Raw genomic sequence first — 19,712 nt, 5'->3', positions numbered from 1 at the left:
GCCTGCGCCGGAGCCCACTGTGACTGACACCCGCCCTCCCGTCCTCGACGAAATCGACCGGCAGCTGATCGCGGCGCTGCAAATCAATGCACGGGAAAGCGTCGCCATGCTCGCCCGGCAACTGGGCATCGCCCGTACGACCGTGACCTCGCGGCTGGCGCGCCTGGAAAAGACCAAGGTAATTACCGGATATGGCGTGCGCCTGGGGCAACGAGTGATTGACGGCGGCTTGCAGGCTTACGTCGGCATCAAGGTCCAGCCGCGCTCCGGCAAGGACGTGCTGCGACGCTTGAGCGCCATGGCCCAGGTGCAGCAGCTGTGCGCGGTCAGCGGTGAGTTCGACTATGTCGCCTGGTTGCGCACGGACTCGCCGGAACAGCTGGACCAGTTGCTGGACCAGATCGGCAGCGTGGACGGCGTGGAAAAGACCACCACCTCGATCATCCTCAGCAGCAAGATCGATCGGGGCCAGCCAGTCTAAGCCCGCTCCCACAGTGACATGTTTCGTCATTACGACTTACAAGTACAACAAAGTGACTAGAAACCGTTCAAAACGACGACACATTGTGTCTTATTAACGTGTTCCACCCTCCCTAGAATGGCTGGCATCTTTCCTATACTCAGACGCGAACACCGCGTCGAGTCGCCCATCAAGGTCAGCCATGAACAAGAACAATCGCCACCCAGCAGACGGTAAGAAGCCCATCACCATTTTCGGGCCGGACTTTCCTTTCGCCTTTGACGACTGGATCGAGCATCCGGCTGGCCTGGGCAGTATTCCCGCTCACAACCACGGTGCGGAAGTGGCGATTGTCGGGGCCGGGATCGCTGGCCTGGTGGCGGCGTACGAGCTGATGAAGCTGGGTCTCAAGCCCGTGGTCTACGAAGCGTCGAAAATGGGTGGGCGCCTGCGTTCACAAGCGTTCAATGGCGCCGAAGGCGTGATCGCCGAGCTGGGCGGCATGCGCTTTCCGGTGTCGTCCACTGCGTTCTACCATTACGTCGACAAGCTGGGCCTGGAGACCAAACCGTTCCCCAACCCACTGACCCCGGCGTCCGGCAGCACGGTCATCGACCTGGAAGGCCAGACCTACTACGCACAGAAATTGGCGGATCTCCCCGCACTGTTCCAGGAAGTCGCCGACGCCTGGGCCGATGCGCTGGAGGATGGTTCGCGCTTCGGCGACATCCAGCAGGCAATCCGTGACCGCGACGTGCCACGCCTCAAGGCGCTGTGGAACACCCTGGTGCCACTGTGGGACGACCGCACCTTCTACGACTTCGTCGCCACCTCCAAGGCCTTTGCCAAGCTCTCTTTCCAGCACCGCGAAGTGTTCGGCCAGGTCGGTTTCGGCACGGGCGGCTGGGATTCGGACTTCCCCAACTCCATGCTGGAAATCTTCCGTGTGGTGATGACCAACTGCGACGACCACCAGCACCTGGTGGTCGGCGGCGTCGAGCAGGTGCCCCACGGCATCTGGAACCATGTGCCGGAGCGCTGCGTGCACTGGCCAGAAGGTACCAGCCTGAATTCGCTGCACCTGGGTGCCCCGCGCAGCGGCGTGAAACGCATTGCCCGCGCGACTGATGGCCGGTTCAGCGTGACCGACGTCTGGGATAACACCCGCGAGTACGCCGCCGTGCTGGTCACCTGCCAGAGCTGGCTGCTGACCACCCAGATCGAATGTGAAGAAACGCTGTTCTCGCAAAAAATGTGGATGGCCCTGGACCGCACCCGCTACATGCAATCGTCGAAGACCTTCGTGATGGTCGACCGGCCATTCTGGAAGGACAAGGACCCGGAGACCGGCCGCGACCTGATGAGCATGACCCTGACCGACCGTCTTACCCGCGGCACCTATCTGTTCGACAACGGGGACGACAAGCCAGGGGTGATTTGCCTGTCGTATTCCTGGATGAGCGACGCGCTGAAAATGCTGCCGCATCCAGTGGAAAAGCGCGTGAAGCTGGCCCTCGATGCCCTGAAGAAGATCTACCCCAAGGTGGACATCGCCGCACGGATCATCGGCGATCCGATCACCGTGTCCTGGGAAGCCGACCCGCATTTCCTCGGCGCCTTCAAGGGCGCCCTGCCCGGCCACTATCGCTACAACCAGCGCATGTATGCGCATTTCATGCAGGACGACATGCCAGCCGAACAACGCGGGATCTTTATCGCCGGTGATGACGTCTCATGGACACCGGCCTGGGTCGAAGGCGCGGTACAGACCTCCCTCAATGCCGTATGGGGCATCATGAAGCACTTCGACGGTGAAACTCACACCGAGAACCCGGGTCCAGGTGATGTGTTCCACGAGATCGGTCCGATCGCCCTGCCCGAATAAAGGAGTTTTTGATGCGTGTAGCCCTCTACCAATGCCCGCCGCTGCCACTGGATCCGGCCGGCAACCTGCAACGCCTGCACCAGGTGGCGGGGGAAGCCAGGGGCGCCGATGTGCTGGTGCTGCCGGAGATGTTCATGACCGGCTACAACATCGGCGTCGACGCGGTGAATGTATTGGCCGAGGTCTACAACGGCGAGTGGGCGCAACAGATCGCCCGCATTGCCAAGACGGCCGGCCTGGCGATTGTTTATGGCTACCCTGAACGCAGCGAAGACGGGCAGATCTACAACGCCGTGCAGCTGATCGACGCCCGGGGCGAGCGTCTGGCCAACTACCGCAAGAGCCACCTTTTCGGCGATCTCGATCACGCCATGTTCAGCGCTGGCGACGACGCATTGCCCATCGTGGAGCTCAATGGCTGGAAGCTCGGCTTCCTGATTTGCTATGACCTGGAGTTCCCGGAAAATGCCCGACGCCTGGCCCTGGCCGGCGCCGAGCTGATCCTGGTGCCGACCGCCAATATGCAACCCTACGAGTTCATCGCCGACGTCACCGTGCGCGCCCGGGCCATCGAGAACCAGTGTTTCGTGGCGTACGCCAACTACTGCGGCCACGAAGGTGAACTGCAGTATTGCGGCCAAAGCAGCATCGCCGCCCCGAATGGCAGCCGCCCGGCCCTTGCGGGGCTGGATGAGGCCTTGATCGTCGGAGAACTGGATCGACAACTGATGGACGACTCCCGCGCGGCCTACAACTACCTGCATGATCGTCGCCCCGAGCTTTACGACGACCTGACAAACATTGATTGAGGATTGAGAACGCGGCCTAATCCGCTAGCATGAGCGCATCTTTGTTCTGGAAGCGCTCATGCCGGCCCCCGACTCCCTCCGCCCCCACACTGAAACCCTGGCCAACGGCTTGCGGGTGACATTGCGTCACGTCCCAGGCCTCAAGCGCAGCGCTGCAGTACTGCGAGTCGCGGCTGGCAGCCATGATGCGCCCCTGGCCTGGCCGGGAATGGCGCACTTGCTCGAACATCTGTTCTTCCTCGGCACCGAGCGTTTTCCCACTGGGGAGAACCTGATGGCCTACGTGCAGCGCCATGGCGGCCAGGTCAATGCGCGTACCAGCGAACGCACCACGGACTTTTTCGTCGAGTTGCCGCCCGCAACCTTCGCCGACGGACTGGAACGACTGGGGGACATGCTCGCCCACCCGCGCCTGGATGAAGCCGATCAAGTGCGCGAACGGGAAGTGCTGCATGCCGAGTTCATTGCCTGGTCCCAGGATGCTGCAGCCCAGCGACAGCTCGCCTTGCATGATGGCCTGTCGGCGACCCATCCACTGCGGGGTTTTCATGCCGGCAATCGCGACAGCCTCGCGGTGACGCAAACCGAATTCCAAAGCGCATTGCACGACTTCTATCGCTGCTTTTACCAGAGCGGCCAGATGACCCTGAGCCTGGCCGGCCCGCAAAGCATCGACGCCTTGAAAGCGCTGGCAGAACAGTTCGACAGCCACATACCGGCCGGTGAAGCGGTTGCCAGGCCCGCACCGCCAAGGCTGATGGCGTCGTCCCAGACGAGTTATCAACAGACCCGCGCGGGTGGCCTTGATCTGCTGTTCGCCTTTGAAGATTTGCCCGCTGCCTCGCCTCAAGCCCTGGATTTTCTCTGTACGTGGCTGAACTCCAGCAAACCGGGTGGCCTGCTCGCCACGCTGCGTCAGCGCGGCCTGGCTGACAGCCTCAAGGCCACGCCGCTGTATGAATTTGCCGGGCAAGCGCTGCTGCACCTCGAACTCAAGCACGCCAACGCTCTGGCAGCAGAGCAGATCCTACCGTTGCTGCTCGACTGGCTGGGGTTCATTGCCGCCCAGGCCGACTGGGCGCCGTTGCGCCAGGAGTTCACCGCACTGTTGCAGCGCCGGCAGGAGACAGGATCGGCCTTGCAGTTGGCCCGCTGGGATTGTGAAGGGCGTGACGGGCCGCTGCTGGCAAAAGACCTCATGAGGCTCAGGGAAATCCTCAAGCAGCTGCACCCCGTCGACAACGTCACGCAAGAATGGCAACTGCCCGCGCCCAATCCGTTTCTGCAAACGCCAAGCGAAGCGCCACGCGCCGGCCTGATACGCGGCCAGACCAGTGCCCACCGCGGTTTACGAACTTTCGCCCAGGACCGCTCCCGGGGGCGCCGGGAACGTTCGCCCATGCAGTTCAGCCAGGCGCTGCCAGACAACGGTCGTGAAGGCGCGGTGTACCTGCGCTGGCAATTGACGACCCAGGCACCGCTCGACTTTCAACCCAGGCTCGACCGGCACCTGCAGGATGTGCGCGAGGATGCTCGCCAGGCCGGTGTGGACGTCAGCTTCGAGCCCTCCGGTCATCAATGGCTACTGAAACTGGTCGGTTTACAGGCGCCGATACCATTGGTACTCGAACACGTTCTGACGAAGCTTGCGCAACCGCTGCCAATGGTCCAGGCCGATCATGAAACTCCGCTGATGCCGATTCGACACCTGCTGAAGGCCTTGCCGAATCACTGCCGGCAATCGTCAACGTTGCCAATGCCCGACAGCGATCAACATGTGTGGACAACGGCCCGATGGGACGGGTTGGCCATCGGTCTGTCGACGGCCACCCAAGGAGCGCTGGGCCCTGCGTTGGCCCGGGTGCCAGGCATCGCCGACGAGGACGTCAACCTGGCAGCGGCACCTGGCGGGCAGTGCCTCTGGCATACGCTCCAGACTCACGGCGAAGAACCGGCCGTGTTGCTGTTTTGCCCGACAGCCACTCCGGCACTGGCCGACGAAGCCGCCTGGCGGTTGCTGGCGCAGCTGTGTCAGACACCGTTCTACCAGCGCCTGCGCGTCGAGTTGCAGTTGGGTTATGCGGTGTTCAGTGGATTGAAGCAGATCGATGGACAAACCGGGGTGTTGTTCGGCGTCCAATCGCCCAGCCTCTCGGCCACGCAACTGAGCGCCCATATCGAACAATTCCTGGCCGGGTTACCGGCATTGATCGAGCAGCTCGATGATTTATCCCTGACTGGCCAGCAACAAGCGCTCGCCGCCCAACTCCAGAGCACCGCCCTGCCCTGCGCCCAAGCCGCCGAGCTGCTTTGGCAGGGCAAGCTGGCCGGCCACCCGTCGGATTATCTTGAGCAACTGTCCGCTGCCATCGCGTGCCTGGATCGCACGCAGCTAAAAATGGCCGCCCAACGTCTGCTCGAGGCTGAAGGGCGATGGCATTGCCTGAGCAACGGAACCTGCCCGGGAGGACGCTGGCAAGCGGCGCAGTGATCATTGCAGACGCTGTAATGAGCTTTCTTCGAGAATCGCGGCGAACGAATAGGTCAGATTTAGTAACATAGGCGCCTAAGCATCTGAACATCTCCGAACGGAGGTGGACTATATGTATAGGTCTCAACCGTTCTGTCTAACGAAAGCATCCCAAAGGAGTATTCCCATGTCCTGGTCCAAACCCGCATATATCGACCTGCGTATCGGTTTCGAAGTCACCATGTACTTCGCCAGCCGTTGAATGCTGCAGGCGGTTAAGCACGCAGCACTACGCCTCGGTCAGCCGAGGCGTTTTTATTTCGGTTTGCAGATGGAGCAGCCATGTTCGTCCAGATTCTAGGTTCTGCCGCCGGTGGCGGTTTCCCCCAGTGGAACTGCAACTGCGCCAATTGCGCAGGTTTTCGCGACGGCAGCCTGCGGGCCCAGGCGCGCACCCAATCGTCCATCGCCCTGTCCGATGACGGTGTGAACTGGGTGTTGTGCAACGCCTCTCCGGACATTCGCGCCCAGCTCCAGGCGTTCGCCCCGATGCAGCCCGGCCGGGCCCTGCGTGACACCGGCATTGGCGCGATCATTCTGATGGACAGCCAGATCGACCACACCACCGGCCTGCTCAGCCTGCGCGAAGGTTGCCCACATCAAGTCTGGTGCACCGACATGGTCCATGAAGACCTGAGCACCGGCTTTCCGCTGTTCAACATGCTGACCCACTGGAACGGCGGGTTGAGCTGGAATCGCATCGAGCTCGACCAGAGCTTCACCATCGCCGCCTGCCCGAACCTGCGCTTCACCCCGCTGCCCCTGCGCAGCGCCGCGCCACCCTACTCACCGCATCGCTTCGACCCGCACCCGGGCGACAACATCGGGCTGATCGTCGAAGACCTGCGTACAGGTGGCAAGCTGTTCTATGCCCCAGGCCTGGGCAAGGTCGACGAGTCGTTGTTGGAGATCATGGCCGGCAGCGATTGCCTGTTGGTGGACGGTACGATGTGGGACGACGATGAAATGCAGCGCCGTGGCGTCGGCACCCGCACCGGCCGGGAAATGGGCCACCTGGCCCAGAATGGCCCCGGCGGCATGCTGGAAGTGCTGGAACAAGTGCCTGGGCCGCGCAAGGTCCTTATCCATATCAACAACACCAACCCGATCCTGGACGAAGATTCGCCTGAACGGGCTGAGCTTGTACGTCGAAAGATTGAAGTGTCTTACGACGGAATGAGTATTGAGTTGTAGGAAGGGCGGAACGATTGTGGGGGTGAGCCTGCGGTGCATCAGCCTAGTCGATGCTGGCTGGACTGGCCTCATCGCGAGCAAGCTCGCTCCCACAGTAGTTCGAGTCGCATTGGATACCTGATTCACAGCAAAACCAGTGTGGGAGCGAGCTCGCTCGCGATGGGGCCAGCCCTGACGCCACAAAACCCACGGGCATTTCCCGGAGAACCCAAATGACTGACACCCCCCTGTCCCCCGCCGAGTTCGAAGCCGCCCTGCGTGCCAAGGGTGCGTATTACCACATCCATCACCCGTATCATGTGGCGATGTATGAAGGCCGCGCGACTCGCGAGCAGATCCAGGGCTGGGTCGCGAACCGCTTTTACTACCAGGTGAATATCCCGCTCAAGGACGCCGCGATCCTGGCCAACTGCCCGGACCGGGAGATCCGCCGCGAGTGGATCCAGCGCTTGCTCGACCATGACGGCGCTCCCGGCGAAGATGGCGGCATCGAGGCCTGGCTGCGACTGGGCCAGGCCGTGGGGCTGGACCCCGATCAACTGCGCTCCCAGGAGCTGGTACTGCCAGGTGTGCGTTTCGCCGTGGACGCCTACGTCAACTTCGCCCGCCGGGCCTGCTGGCAGGAAGCCGCCAGCAGCTCGCTGACCGAACTGTTCGCCCCGCAGATCCACCAATCGCGCCTGGACAGTTGGCCCCAGCATTACCCATGGATCGACCCGACCGGCTATGAGTACTTCCGCACCCGCCTGGGCCAGGCCCGACGTGATGTGGAACATGGCTTGGCGATCACCTTGCAGCACTACACCACCCGTGCCGGGCAGGAGCGCATGCTGGAGATTCTCCAGTTCAAGCTGGACATCCTCTGGAGCATGCTCGACGCCATGAGCATGGCCTACGAATTGAACCGCCCGCCTTACCACAGCGTGACCGAGCAACGGGTGTGGCACAAAGGGATCACCTTATGAGTTTCGACCGCAGCAAAACCCCGAACTGGCGCCCCGGCTATCGCTTCCAGTACGAACCGGCCCAGAAAGGCCACGTGCTGCTCTATCCTGAAGGCATGATCAAGCTGAACGACAGCGCTGCGCTGATCGGTGGCCTGATCGATGGTAAACGGGATGTAGCGGCCATCATCGGCGAGTTGGCCAAGCAGTTTCCCGACGTGCCGGAACTCGATGACGACATCGAGCAATTCATGGAGGTCGCTCGTGCACAGCACTGGATCGAACTTGCCTGAGACCCCTGGCCTGCCGCCCAAACCTGAAGTCGGCTTGCCGCTGTGGTTGCTGGCGGAGCTGACTTATCGCTGCCCGCTGCAATGCCCGTACTGTTCCAACCCGCTGGACTTTGCCGAGCAGGGCCAGGAGTTGAGCACCGAGCAGTGGTTCAAGGTCTTTCGCGAAGCCCGCGAGATGGGTGCCGCGCAACTGGGGTTTTCCGGTGGCGAGCCGTTGGTGCGCCAGGACCTGGCCGAGTTAATCGGCGAGGCACGCAGGCTAGGCTTCTATACCAACCTGATCACCTCCGGCATCGGCCTGACCGAACAGAAAATCAGCGACTTCAAGAAGGCTGGCCTGGACCATATCCAGATCAGTTTCCAGGCCAGCGACGAGCAGGTGAACAACCTCCTGGCCGGCTCGAAGAAAGCCTTCGCGCAAAAACTGGAAATGGCCCGGGCGGTGAAGGCCCACGGTTATCCGATGGTGCTGAACTTCGTGACCCATCGGCACAACATCGACAAGATCGACCGCATCATCGAGCTATGCATCGCCCTGGAAGCCGACTTTGTCGAGCTCGCCACGTGCCAGTTCTACGGCTGGGCGCAGCTCAACCGCGTCGGCCTGCTGCCCACCCGCGAGCAACTGGTACGCGCCGAGCGTGTCACCAACGAATACCGCGCCAAGTTGCAAGCGCAAGGCAATCCGTGCAAGTTGATCTTCGTCACGCCGGACTACTATGAAGAACGCCCCAAGGGCTGCATGAACGGTTGGGGCAGTATTTTCCTCACCGTCACGCCGGACGGCACGGCGTTACCCTGTCATGGAGCCCGCCAGCTGCCGGTGCAATTTCCCAACGTGCGCGACCACAGCATGCAGCACATCTGGTACGACTCGTTCGGCTTCAACCGCTTCCGCGGTTATGACTGGATGCGCGAACCGTGCCGCTCCTGCGATGAAAAGGAAAAAGACTTCGGCGGCTGCCGCTGCCAGGCGTTCATGCTCACAGGCGACGCCAGCAACGCCGACCCGGTGTGCAGCAAGTCCGAACATCACGGGGTGATTCTCAGAGCGCGTGAAGACGCCGAGCACGCTACGCAAACCATCGAACAATTGGCCTTTCGCAATGAACGAAACTCGCGCCTCATCGCTAAAGGCTGAGCCTTTCAGCGCCGCCCAGGCCGTTGCCGCCGGCACTGACTTCGCCGAACTGCAGCTCGGGCCTTTGGGCCTGTTCTGGAATGAATACCGCCCCGCAGACGGCGCCTGCCGGATCTGGCATTGGCAAGACGGCATGCCCCGTTGCCTGACGCCGGACGGGTTCAGCGCGCGCAGCCGGGTCTATGAATACGGCGGCGGATCATTCTGCCTGAGCCGTGACGGCGTGCTGTTCGTCAATGAGGCCGACCAGCAGCTGTACCACCAATCCCTGAGTGACGAATGCCCCGTAGCGCTGACCTTAGGTGACTGCCGTTATGGGGATCTGAGCTTCGTCGACGGTCAGGTATTGGCCGTGGAAGAACAGGCCAACCAGCATCGACTGGTGTCGATCGGGCTGGCGGATCATCAGCGGCATCTGCTGGCCGAAGGCGCAGATTTCTATGCTTCGCCAACCGTGAGCCCGGACGGTCAGCGGCTCGCCTGGATTGAGTGGAGCCGTCCGCATCAACCCTGGACCGCAACGCGCTTGATGCTGGCCGAGCGCAACGCTGCGGGTTGGGGTGAGCCGCGCTGTGTCGCGGGCAACGGTGAAGAAGAGTCCATCCAGCAACCGCGCTTCGATGCGGCCAGTCGTCTTTATTGCCTGACAGATCGCGGGGGTTATTGGCAGCCTTGGATAGAGTCGGCCCAGGGCCTGCAACCGCTGCCTGCCGCCCAAGCCGATCACGCCCCAGCGCCATGGCAACTGGGTGGCTGCACCTGGCTGCCGCTGGGCAAACACACGTACCTGGCCAGTTGGACCGAAGCGGGTTTCGGCCGTCTGGGCCTGTGCCAAGATGACGATATCGATGAGGACTTCACCGGCCCCTACACCCGCTTTCGCAGCCTGGCGCTGGATGAGCGGTTCATCTACGCCGTTGCAGCCTCGCCGACCCACCCATCGACGGTCATTGCCATTGAGCGCCATAGCCACGAAGTGTCCGTGCTGGCCGGCGGCGTCACGCCATTGCTCGTCGAACAGATCAGCCGTCCTCGAACCCTGCGCTATCCATCCGCGTCAGGGGAGGCCCATGGGTTCTTTTACCCGGCCATGAACGCACCCGCGAAGCCGCCATTGGTGGTGTTCATTCACGGCGGCCCCACCTCGGCCTGTTATCCCCTGTTCGATCCGCGTATCCAGTATTGGACCCAGCGTGGTTTTGCCGTTGCCGATCTCAATTACCGCGGCAGCAGCGGCTATGGCCGGGCCTATCGGCAGGCGTTGCATTTGAATTGGGGCGTGGTGGATGTCGAGGATGCCTGCGCGGTGGTCGCTTATCTGGATGAACAAGGCCTGATCGACGGCCGTCATGCGTTCGTTCGAGGTGGCAGTGCCGGTGGCTACACGACGCTTTGCGCACTGGCATTCCATGATGTATTCCGCGCCGGCGCCAGCCTCTATGGCGTGAGCGACCCTGTCGCCCTCGGCCGTGCCACGCACAAGTTCGAAGGTGATTATCTGGACTGGCTGATCGGCGATCCGCAACAGGACGCCGAACGCTACCGCGCCCGCACCCCGCTGCTGCACGCCGGGAACATCCGCGTGCCGATGATCTTTTTCCAGGGTGAGCTGGACGCCGTGGTCGTGCCGCAGCAAACCCGCGACATGGTCAGTGCTTTACAGGCCAACGGCGTGGCGGTCGAGGCGCACTACTATCCCGATGAGCGCCACGGTTTTCGCAAGGCTGCGAACCAGGCCCATGCGCTGGAGCATGAGTGGTTGTTCTATCGCAAGGTGATGGACGCGCGCCTATAGGAAGTGGCGAACATTTGTGGCGAGGGGATTTATCCCCGCTGGGCTGCGTAGCAGCCCTGAAACCAGACACCGCGGTGTGTCAGATTCATTGAGTCCAACCTTCAAAGGGCCGCTGCGCAGCCAGCGGGCGAGCGCTTCCTCGCCACAGGTACGTCCAACAACAAAAGCTTCAGCGCTTGGCGATGATGTACACCGCATGCACGATGCCAGGGATATAACCCAGCAGCGTCAGCAGGATATTCAGCCAGAAAGCCCCGCCGAAGCCGACCTGTAGGAATACCCCGAGTGGCGGCAGCAGGATGGCGATAATGATGCGAATGAAATCCATGGGTGACTCCCTGATCGACGATGGCCAAATTGCCATATAGCTCATTGACCCCAGGCCGTTCGCCAGGGTTCAGTGAAACGTAACCAGAAGCAGCCCCGATGGCGGGCGCCTGCAAGAAACAAAAAACGCAGGCAAAAGAAAACCCCGCCGAAGCGGGGCTTTGCAGACTGTTTCCCTGACATCCATTTCACTCCGCCATCCTGGCAGAATCCTACGTATCCGTGTTGTTACTTTGCGCGTCCTGCGCTACATCCATGGAAGCTAGATTAGCCGTGGATCCAATCCGCCGATAGAGGGAAAACGCCAGCACGACGTGTAAGAGAATGCTTACACATCGTCATGATTTCAGAACTGGCCGGCTTCCAGCAGGAACAGCGACTCGCTGCCCGCCTTGACCGAAGCGCTCAAGGAATGAATACGCGGCAGCAGGCGGGCGAAATAGAACCGCGCCGTCCCCAGTTTGCTCGCGTAGAAATCATCCTGGCTTTCTTTGCCCAAGGCCGCCCTGGCCATCAGCGCCCACATGTAGGCATACGCGGTGTAGCCAAACGCCTGGAGATACTCCACCGACGCCGCGCCGATTTCGTTCGGGTTGCTTTTCGCCCGGTCCAGCAACCAATCGGTCAACGCGTCCAGTGTGTCGACAGCGCTGTTCAATGGCTTGATGAACTCCGCCAGGTCGCTGTTCGCGGTGGCCGTGAAGTGACGGATTTCATCAGCAAACAACTTGTAGAACGCACCGCCGCTGCCGACGATCTTGCGCCCCACCAGGTCCAGCGCCTGGATACCGTTGGTGCCTTCGTAGATCTGGGTGATACGCACGTCGCGCACCAGTTGCTCCTGGCCCCATTCACGAATGTAACCGTGGCCGCCGAACACCTGTTGACCATGGACGGTGGTTTCCAGGCCCAGGTCGGTCAGGAAGGCCTTGGCCACTGGCGTCAGCAACGCCACCAAGTCTTCGGCGCGCTTGCGGGTGACTGGGTCTTCGCTGAACTTGGCGGTATCGAGTTGCATCGCCACGTAGGTGGAAAATGCCCGGCCGCCCTCGTTCGAAGCCTTCATGGTCAGCAGCATCCGACGCACGTCGGGGTGGACGATGATCGGGTCAGCGACCTTGTCCTTGTTCTGCGCACCGGTTGGCGAACGGCTTTGCAGGCGGTCACGGGCATATTCGACGGCGTTCTGATAGGAGCGCTCGCCGGAGGCCAGGCCTTGGATGCCAACCCCCAGGCGCTCGTAGTTCATCATGGTGAACATCGCCGCCAGGCCTTTGTTCGGCTCGCCCACCAGGTAACCCACGGCGTCGTCGAAGTTCATCACGCAGGTGGCGGACGCCTGGATGCCCATCTTGTGTTCGATCGAGCCGCAGTTGGCCGCGTTGCGCGCGCCCAGGCTGCCGTCGGCATTGACCATGAACTTGGGCACCAGGAACAGCGAGATGCCCTTGGGACCTGCCGGCGCGTCCGGCAGTTTCGCCAGCACCAGGTGAATGATGTTCTCGGTGAGGTCGTGCTCACCGCCGGTGATGAAAATCTTCGTGCCGCTGACCTTGTAGGACCCGTCGGCCTGGGGTTCGGCCTTGGTGCGGATGATCCCTAGGTCCGTACCGGCGTGAGGCTCGGTCAGGCACATGGAACCGGCCCAGACGCCGGCGTACATGTTCGGCAGGTACGCCGCTTTCAGCTCTTCACTGGCGTGGGCATTGATCGACAGGCAGGCACCGGCGGTCAGCATCGGGTACAAGCCGAAAGACAGGCTGGCGGAGTTGACCATTTCCTCGACCTGAGCCGAAACGGCCTTGGGCATGCCCATGCCGCCGTATACCGGGTCACCGCCGACACCGACCCAACCGCCCTCAGCGTAAGTCTTGTAGGCCTGTGGGAAACCTGCCGGCGTGGTGACAACGCCGTCAGCCCAGTGGCAACCTTCTTCGTCAGCGGCGCGGCTGAGGGGCGCGATACTTTTGCTGGTGACTTTACCGGCTTCTTCAAGGATCGCTTCGACCGTTTCGGCATCCACGGTGTCGGCCAGCGCCGGCAATTGGGCCCAGAGTTTCGCCACCTCGAACACTTCATTGAGGACGAAGCGCATATCGCGCAGGGGCGCTTTGTAGTCAGCCATGGCAAACCTCGCAGGATCTAAACAGTTGGTTCGTAAAAGACGGTTTTCGCAATGGCCTGAGTGTACCTCAACAACTTTTGCGACACATAGGGTCAACCCATGACCGTTTTGTTATTTTTGGTCACCAAGAAAGATCGCAGGCTTCGCCAGCTCCTACAGGGAATACGCATTTCCATGTAGGAGCTGGCGAAGCCTGCGATCTATTGGCATTTCCTCTAAATCAAAGCGCAAACAACTCCGCCGGCAGCTTCATCAGACAATCACTCCCCGCCTCGACGGCAGCCCGATGGGCGGTCGTGCGCGGTAGCAGGCGCTTGAAGTAAAACTCACACGTCGCCAATTTACCCCGGCAAAAATCCCCATCACCCTGGCCGCTGTCGAGTTGCGCCTGGGCCACCAAGGCCATGCGCAGCCACAGGTAGGCCAGGATGATGTAGCCGCTGTACATCAGGTAATCCACCGAGGCGGCACCCACTTCATCCGGGTTCTTCATGGCCGCCATGCCGACCCGGGTGGTCAGTTCGCCCCATTGCTGGTTGAGCCCGTCGAGTTGCGCGACGTAATCGTTGAGCTGCGGATGTCCAGCGTTGGCAGCGCAAAATTCATGGACGATTTTGGTGAAGCCACGCAGCAACTTGCCTTGGCTGCCCAGCACCTTGCGCCCCAGTAGATCCAAGGCCTGGATGCCGTTGGTGCCCTCGTAGATCGGCGCAATGCGGCAATCTCGCACCAATTGCTCCATGCCCCACTCGCGAATGAAGCCGTGACCACCGAACACTTGCATGCCGTGGTTGGTCACCTCCAGCCCCGTGTCGGTCATGAAGGCCTTGCAGATCGGGGTGAGGAACGCCAGCAGGTCCTCGGCCTCCTGGCGGGCGGTTTCGTCCGGGCTCAGGTGCGCGGTGTCCAGCAGTTGCGCGGTGAAATATGTCAGCGCCCGGTTGCCTTCGTTGAAGGCTTTCATGGTCAGCAACATCCTGCGCACATCGGGATGGACAATGATCGGGTCGGCGACCTTTTCCGGTGCCTTGGGGCCGGTCAGCGCGCGCATCTGCAAACGGTCGTTGGCATATTTGATCGCGCCCTGGAAGCTCGCCTCACCCAGGCACAGGCCCTGCATGCCGGTGCCGAGCCGGGCGTGGTTCATCATGGTGAACATGCAATTGAGGCCCTTGTTCGGCTCGCCGATCAGGAACCCCTTGGCCCCGTCGAAATTCAGCACGCAGGTGGCTGATGCCTTGATGCCCATCTTGTGTTCGATCGAGCCACAGGACACGCCATTGCGCGCCCCTGCCTCACCCGTGGCGTCGGGCAGGAACTTGGGCACGATGAACAGCGAGATGCCCTTGGTCCCGGCCGGGGCGTCCGGCAACTTGGCCAGCACCAGGTGGATGATGTTATCGCTCATGTCGTGTTCGCCGGCGGAAATGAAGATCTTGCTGCCAGAGATCGCGTAGCTGCCGTCGGCCTGGGGCACAGCGCGGGTCTTGATGATGCCCAGGTCGGTGCCGCAGTGGGCTTCGGTCAGGCACATGGTGCCGGTCCACTGGCCGGCGGTGAGTTTGCTCAGGTAGGTCTGCTTCTGTTCTGCAGTGCCATGGGCGTGAATCGCCGACATGGCGCCGTGAGTCAGGCCGGGGTACATGCCCCAGGAGGTGTTGCTGGAGCCGATCATCTCGCTGATGACCAGGCCCAGGGAGCTGGGCAAGCCCTGGCCGCCATATGCCGGGTCCGCCGCCAGCCCATGCCAGCCGCCCTCCACATACTGGGCGAAAGCCTGCTTGAAGCCTGTCGGTGTGGTGACTACGCCGTTGTCGAAATGGCAACCTTCTTCATCACCGGAGCGATTGAGCGGCGCCAGCACGTTCTCGCAGAACCTGGCGCCTTCCTCGAGAATCGCGCTGATCATGTCCGGGCTGGCATCGCTGGCGCCCAGCTCGGCGTAGCGGCCATGGAAATCGAAGACGTGATCAATCAGAAAGCGCATGTCGCGCAGGGGGGCTTTGTACTCGGGCATGGTGGTTTTCTCCGGTAGCAGGTCGTTTCAACCTACTGCTGGCCACCCAGGCCCACAATAACAGTCCAGACGCTGAATGCGCCGTCATCACTCAACCCGCGGCGGCTTCCATGCGCACCGCGCCGCGGCGGTTCTGCCCGAAGGCAATCACACAGTTGCGCCCCGCTCCCTTGGCGTTATAAAGCGCCTGGTCGGCGGACTTGAGCACTTCTTCAGGCGTGCGTTGCTCGAGGCGCTCCGCGACGCCGATGCTGACCGTCACCGAGACGCTGGAGGCGCCTGCGCCGGAGCGACGCTGACGACCTTGTTGATCATCCTGGGGACGGCTGTCGGGATTGCGCAGCTGGATGGCATACGTTTCGATGGACTGACGGATGACCTCCAGATGGGGCATGCACTCGTCGATGGTCTTGCCTGCAAACACCAGGGCAAATTCCTCGCCGCCGTAGCGATACGCCCTACCGCCACCGCCGATCTTCGACAATTTGCTGGCGACCAGGCGCAGCACCTGGTCGCCCACGTCATGGCCGTGGGTGTCGTTGAATTTCTTGAAGTGGTCCACATCGCTCATCGCCAACACATAATTGCGCCCCAGGCGCTGCATGCGTTCATTCAACGCCCGGCGCCCAGGCAGGCCGGTGAGTTCGTCACGGAACGCCATTTGGTAGGCCTCGTGGGCGACCGCGGCGGCGATCATCAACATCACCTGGCTGCACATGATGTTCAGGGTGAACGGCAGGATGAAGGTTTTCGGCAACATCCAGAACAACCCCAGCAACCCCACCAATTGCGCAGCATGCAATGGCCGAGGGTGACGCCAGTATTGCCAGGCCAGCAACAGGAATGCGGCTGCGAACATCGGGTAAGACAATTGGATCAAGCTCATCCAGGCGCCGTGCAACGCCGGCCAGCGGATCTCCGAAAGCCACAACAGCAGGGCCTGGGGAAAGCGCTGCTCCAGGGCCAGCGCCACACTGCCGAAAACCAGCAGCACAGCGAACCGCGCCACCATGTCCTGGAACAGGTGGGTGCGCTCCTGCCACGCCGCGAACAAGCCGAACAACAGCGGCAGCAACAGGCAAACGAGATGGAACACCACCGCCGCGTCTTCGCGCACCTTGCCGTTATCGCGGTAGAAGTCAGTCTGGGTGTCCAAGAGGAAGTAGGCGATATACACCGTGACCATCAGAAACAGCTCACGTTGACGTCGGTAAACGGCGCAATACGCTCCGCCCAGCAATAACACCAGCGTCGGCAGGACGTTGAACAGCGAGGTGAAGAAAACGTTGAGATCCTTGACGTACGCAGCCGCAAGCCCCGCCAGCAATAGCAGTAATGACGGTAGGAAATGGCTTAGACGTACAGCGGAAGAACGCGGCAAGGGTAAAGCTCCGACCCGGCTAATCAAAGATGGCATTGTGCCTGCAACTGGCGCAGTAAGGCACGCCAGATGTGACAGATGTCACACTGCCATCCCTGTAACGGCAGGAGGGAATGTTTTCTTAGGGTTCTGTTTGATGAATGTTTTTTCGAAATATTTAGAGATCCGCTGTGTGCGGGCTTGCTCGCGAAAGCGGTGGGTCAGCTTGCATTGATGTTGGATGTGCCGCCTTCGCGAGCAGGCCCGCTCCCACAAGGGGATTTGCGACAGGCATGAAAAAGCCGCTGCTCCCGAAGAAGCAGCGGCTTTTAGAAGAAGCGCGTGAGGCTTAGTAGCCCAGCGCGAAGTCCTCTTCCTTCATGTCCATCAGGTTGTTGGCGCCCGACAGCATGGTTGCCACGTGGGTACGGGTACGCGGCAGGATGCGCTGGAAGTAGAAGCGCGCGGTCTGCAGCTTGGCGGTGTAGAAGGCTTCTTCAGTGGTGCCGGCAGCGAGTTTTTCCGCCGCCAGGCGCGCCATGTCGGCCCAGAAATAGGCCAGGCAGGCGTAACCGGAGTACATCAGGTAATCCACCGATGCTGCGCCGACTTCTTCGCGATCCTTCATGGCCGCCATGCCGACCTTCATGGTCAGCTCGCCCCACTCCTTGTTCAGCGCAGCCAGGGGCTCTACGAACTCCTTGATCGCCTCGTTGCCTTCGTTGCCCTGGCAAAACTTGTGGACGATCTTGGTGAAGCCCTTGAGTGCCTCGCCCTGGGTCATCAGCACTTTACGGCCCAGCAGGTCGAGGGCCTGGATGCCCGTGGTGCCTTCGTACAGCATCGAGATACGGCTGTCGCGAACGTTCTGCTCCATGCCCCACTCGGCGATGAAGCCGTGGCCGCCATAGATCTGCACGCCATGGTTGGCCGATTCGAAGCCGACTTCAGTCATGAACGCCTTGGCGATCGGCGTCATGAACGCCAGTAGCGCATCGGCCTTTTTCTTCTCTTCTTCATCCACGCCGTACTTGACGATGTCGACCTGCTTGGCGGTGAAGTAGACCATCGCCCGGTTACCTTCGGCGAAAGCCTTCATGGTCAGCAGCATGCGACGCACGTCAGGGTGGACGATGATCGGATCGGCAGCCTTGTCTGGCGCTTTCGGGCCAGTCAGGGAACGCATCTGCAGGCGATCGCGGGCATATTTCAGACCACCCTGGAAGCCGATCTCGGCGTGGGCCAAGCCTTGCAGCGCGGTACCCAGGCGTGCGGTGTTCATGAAGGTGAACATGCAGTTCAGGCCTTTGTTCGCCGGGCCGATCAGGAAACCGGTGGCCGCGTCGAAGTTCATCACGCAAGTGGCGTTGCCGTGGATGCCCATCTTGTGTTCCAGGGAACCGCAGCTCACCGCGTTGCGCTGGCCGATGGAGCCGTCGGCGTTAGGCAGGAACTTGGGAACGATGAACAGCGAGATGCCCTTGGTGCCAGCTGGTGCGTCCGGCAGGCGTGCCAGCACAATGTGGACAATGTTGTCGGCCATGTCGTGTTCGCCGGCCGAAATGAAGATCTTCGTACCGGAAACCTTGTAGGAACCGTCGGCCTGAGGCTCGGCCTTGGTGCGCAGCATGCCCAGGTCGGTGCCGCAGTGCGGTTCGGTCAGGCACATGGTGCCGGTCCATTCACCGGAAACCAGCTTGGTCAGGTAGGCCTCTTGCTGTTCGGGCGTACCGTGCTCGGAAATCGTGTTCATCGCGCCATGGGACAGGCCCGGGTACATGCCCCACGACCAGTTGGCTTCACCGACCATCTCGCTGACCGCCAGGCCCAGGGACTCCGGCAGGCCTTGACCACCATGCTCGACGTCGTGGGCCAGGCTTGGCCAGCCGCCTTCGACGAATTGCTTGTAGGCTTGCTTGAAACCCGTCGGGGTTTTCACGCCGGACTCGCTCCAGGTGCAACCTTCGATGTCGCCCACGCGGTTCAGCGGAGCCAGCACCTGCTCACAAAACTTGGCGCCTTCTTCGAGAATGGCGTCAACCATGTCCGGAGTTGCGTCCTGGCAAGCCGGAAGGCTTTGATAATGCGCTTCGTAGCCAAGCAGTTCGTCACGAACGAAGCGAATATCACGCAAGGGGGCCTTGTAGTCAGGCATAGCGATAAACCTCTGCTGTTATAACCGGGAATGAGCGACCGCGTGAATTTGTTGTAGCGGTCAAACAGTTGTTTGAAACATACGTTTACGCCCAAATCTTGTCAAGCGCCGATCTTTTGCCATTCGTCATCAGCCAGAGAAAAATGTCGGACACAGGAAATCCATCGCGCTGAAGAATTCAGCGATGCACGTAGGAAAAGATTAGTTGAGCAATAAGACGTTAGAGACAAGAACGCCGCGAATAATCGCGGCGTTTTCGTACAATCTGAAGCACAGGATCAAGCGAAGGTATCGATCAACGTACCAAGCATTTCATCGGATGCCTTGGCGACATTCACGCCCAGTTGCACCTGGAACTTGCCTTGGGCCATTTCGACCATGTTGCTGGCCGTGTCCGACTGCTGGCTGCGATCCACTGAACGCAGGCGATCGACCTGCAATTCAGACGACTGGCTGGTGACCGAACGCTCGATCGTGGTGTTGGCAATCTGGCCGGCCGCCTGATCGACACGGTTCTGCCCCGTCTGAATCGTGCTCAGACCGGCATAGAACGCGGTGTTTCCTGAGATTTCCATAGCAGAGCTCGTCTTCTTGAAGGGTCGACTGTGGCCATTGAATCAGAACCCCGAGGAAAAGACCCGACAAAAACACTAATGGCACAGTGCCTTGCCATAGTA

The 19,712-nt window shown here is 61.1% G+C and carries 16 protein-coding genes; 10 read left to right on the top strand and 6 right to left on the bottom strand.

What is annotated here, in order from left to right; translation table 11 throughout:
• Positions 1–19: 19 nt before the first annotated feature.
• From AC09SL_RS21085 to AC09SL_RS21040, 10 genes are all read left to right on the top strand, one after another.
• A complete protein-coding gene (locus AC09SL_RS21085) occupies positions 20–481 on the top strand; it encodes an Lrp/AsnC family transcriptional regulator (protein ID WP_018607342.1) in 462 nt (153 codons plus the stop codon).
• 181 nt (positions 482–662) lie between these two features.
• Entirely contained in the window at positions 663–2,345 is a 1,683-nt protein-coding gene (locus AC09SL_RS21080) for a flavin monoamine oxidase family protein (RefSeq protein ID WP_058542863.1), read from the top strand.
• 11 nt (positions 2,346–2,356) lie between these two features.
• Complete coding sequence (locus AC09SL_RS21075) at positions 2,357–3,154, top strand: carbon-nitrogen hydrolase family protein (RefSeq protein ID WP_058542864.1); 798 nt, start codon at positions 2,357–2,359, stop codon at positions 3,152–3,154.
• Between the two features lie 58 nt (positions 3,155–3,212).
• Positions 3,213–5,645: a pyrroloquinoline quinone biosynthesis protein PqqF gene (gene pqqF / locus AC09SL_RS21070; protein ID WP_058542865.1), complete on the top strand. Its 2,433-nt coding sequence runs from the start codon at positions 3,213–3,215 to the stop codon at positions 5,643–5,645.
• A 166-nt stretch (positions 5,646–5,811) separates the two neighbouring features.
• Positions 5,812–5,886 (top strand): pyrroloquinoline quinone precursor peptide PqqA, encoded by a 75-nt coding sequence (gene pqqA, locus AC09SL_RS21065; protein ID WP_003177660.1) that lies wholly within the window; start codon positions 5,812–5,814, stop codon positions 5,884–5,886.
• Positions 5,887–5,966: 80 nt separating this feature from the next.
• The gene (gene pqqB, locus AC09SL_RS21060; RefSeq protein ID WP_003206215.1) at positions 5,967–6,878 is read left to right on the top strand and encodes a pyrroloquinoline quinone biosynthesis protein PqqB; all 912 of its coding nucleotides are present in this window, start codon (positions 5,967–5,969) and stop codon (positions 6,876–6,878) included.
• 212 nt (positions 6,879–7,090) lie between these two features.
• Positions 7,091–7,843, top strand: coding sequence for a pyrroloquinoline-quinone synthase PqqC (gene pqqC / locus AC09SL_RS21055; RefSeq protein WP_057449638.1), 753 nt, complete (start codon positions 7,091–7,093; stop codon positions 7,841–7,843).
• The gene (gene pqqD, locus AC09SL_RS21050) at positions 7,840–8,115 is read left to right on the top strand and encodes a pyrroloquinoline quinone biosynthesis peptide chaperone PqqD (protein ID WP_058542866.1); all 276 of its coding nucleotides are present in this window, start codon (positions 7,840–7,842) and stop codon (positions 8,113–8,115) included. Before pqqC ends, pqqD begins: the two co-directional genes overlap by 4 nt.
• Positions 8,087–9,256 carry a pyrroloquinoline quinone biosynthesis protein PqqE gene (gene pqqE, locus AC09SL_RS21045; RefSeq protein WP_058542867.1) on the top strand — a complete coding sequence of 390 codons (1,170 nt, stop codon included), beginning with the start codon at positions 8,087–8,089 and terminating at the stop codon, positions 9,254–9,256. Before pqqD ends, pqqE begins: the two co-directional genes overlap by 29 nt.
• The gene (locus tag AC09SL_RS21040) at positions 9,222–11,051 is read left to right on the top strand and encodes a S9 family peptidase (RefSeq protein ID WP_058542868.1); all 1,830 of its coding nucleotides are present in this window, start codon (positions 9,222–9,224) and stop codon (positions 11,049–11,051) included. Before pqqE ends, AC09SL_RS21040 begins: the two co-directional genes overlap by 35 nt.
• Before the next feature lie 169 nt (positions 11,052–11,220).
• On the opposite strand, the gene AC09SL_RS21035 is transcribed toward AC09SL_RS21040, so the two are convergent.
• From AC09SL_RS21035 to AC09SL_RS21010, 6 genes are all read right to left on the bottom strand, one after another.
• The gene (locus tag AC09SL_RS21035; RefSeq protein ID WP_003177654.1) at positions 11,221–11,379 is read right to left on the bottom strand and encodes a YqaE/Pmp3 family membrane protein; all 159 of its coding nucleotides are present in this window, start codon (positions 11,377–11,379) and stop codon (positions 11,221–11,223) included.
• Positions 11,380–11,724: 345 nt separating this feature from the next.
• Positions 11,725–13,503 carry an acyl-CoA dehydrogenase C-terminal domain-containing protein gene (locus tag AC09SL_RS21030; protein WP_064106872.1) on the bottom strand — a complete coding sequence of 593 codons (1,779 nt, stop codon included), beginning with the start codon at positions 13,501–13,503 and terminating at the stop codon, positions 11,725–11,727.
• 220 nt (positions 13,504–13,723) lie between these two features.
• Complete coding sequence (locus AC09SL_RS21025) at positions 13,724–15,520, bottom strand: acyl-CoA dehydrogenase C-terminal domain-containing protein (protein WP_058543497.1); 1,797 nt, start codon at positions 15,518–15,520, stop codon at positions 13,724–13,726.
• A gap of 91 nt (positions 15,521–15,611) precedes the next feature.
• Positions 15,612–16,901 carry a GGDEF domain-containing protein gene (locus AC09SL_RS21020; protein ID WP_058543498.1) on the bottom strand — a complete coding sequence of 430 codons (1,290 nt, stop codon included), beginning with the start codon at positions 16,899–16,901 and terminating at the stop codon, positions 15,612–15,614.
• Between the two features lie 328 nt (positions 16,902–17,229).
• The gene (locus AC09SL_RS21015) at positions 17,230–19,035 is read right to left on the bottom strand and encodes a phenylacyl-CoA dehydrogenase (protein WP_058543499.1); all 1,806 of its coding nucleotides are present in this window, start codon (positions 19,033–19,035) and stop codon (positions 17,230–17,232) included.
• A 278-nt stretch (positions 19,036–19,313) separates the two neighbouring features.
• Positions 19,314–19,610 (bottom strand): hypothetical protein, encoded by a 297-nt coding sequence (locus AC09SL_RS21010; RefSeq protein ID WP_058543500.1) that lies wholly within the window; start codon positions 19,608–19,610, stop codon positions 19,314–19,316.
• Positions 19,611–19,712: the final 102 nt, after the last annotated feature.

Source organism: Pseudomonas sp. PF05 (genome assembly GCF_056521845.1).
Note: the sequence above shows the minus strand (reverse complement) of the source record. Positions and strands in the feature narration are given on the sequence as shown.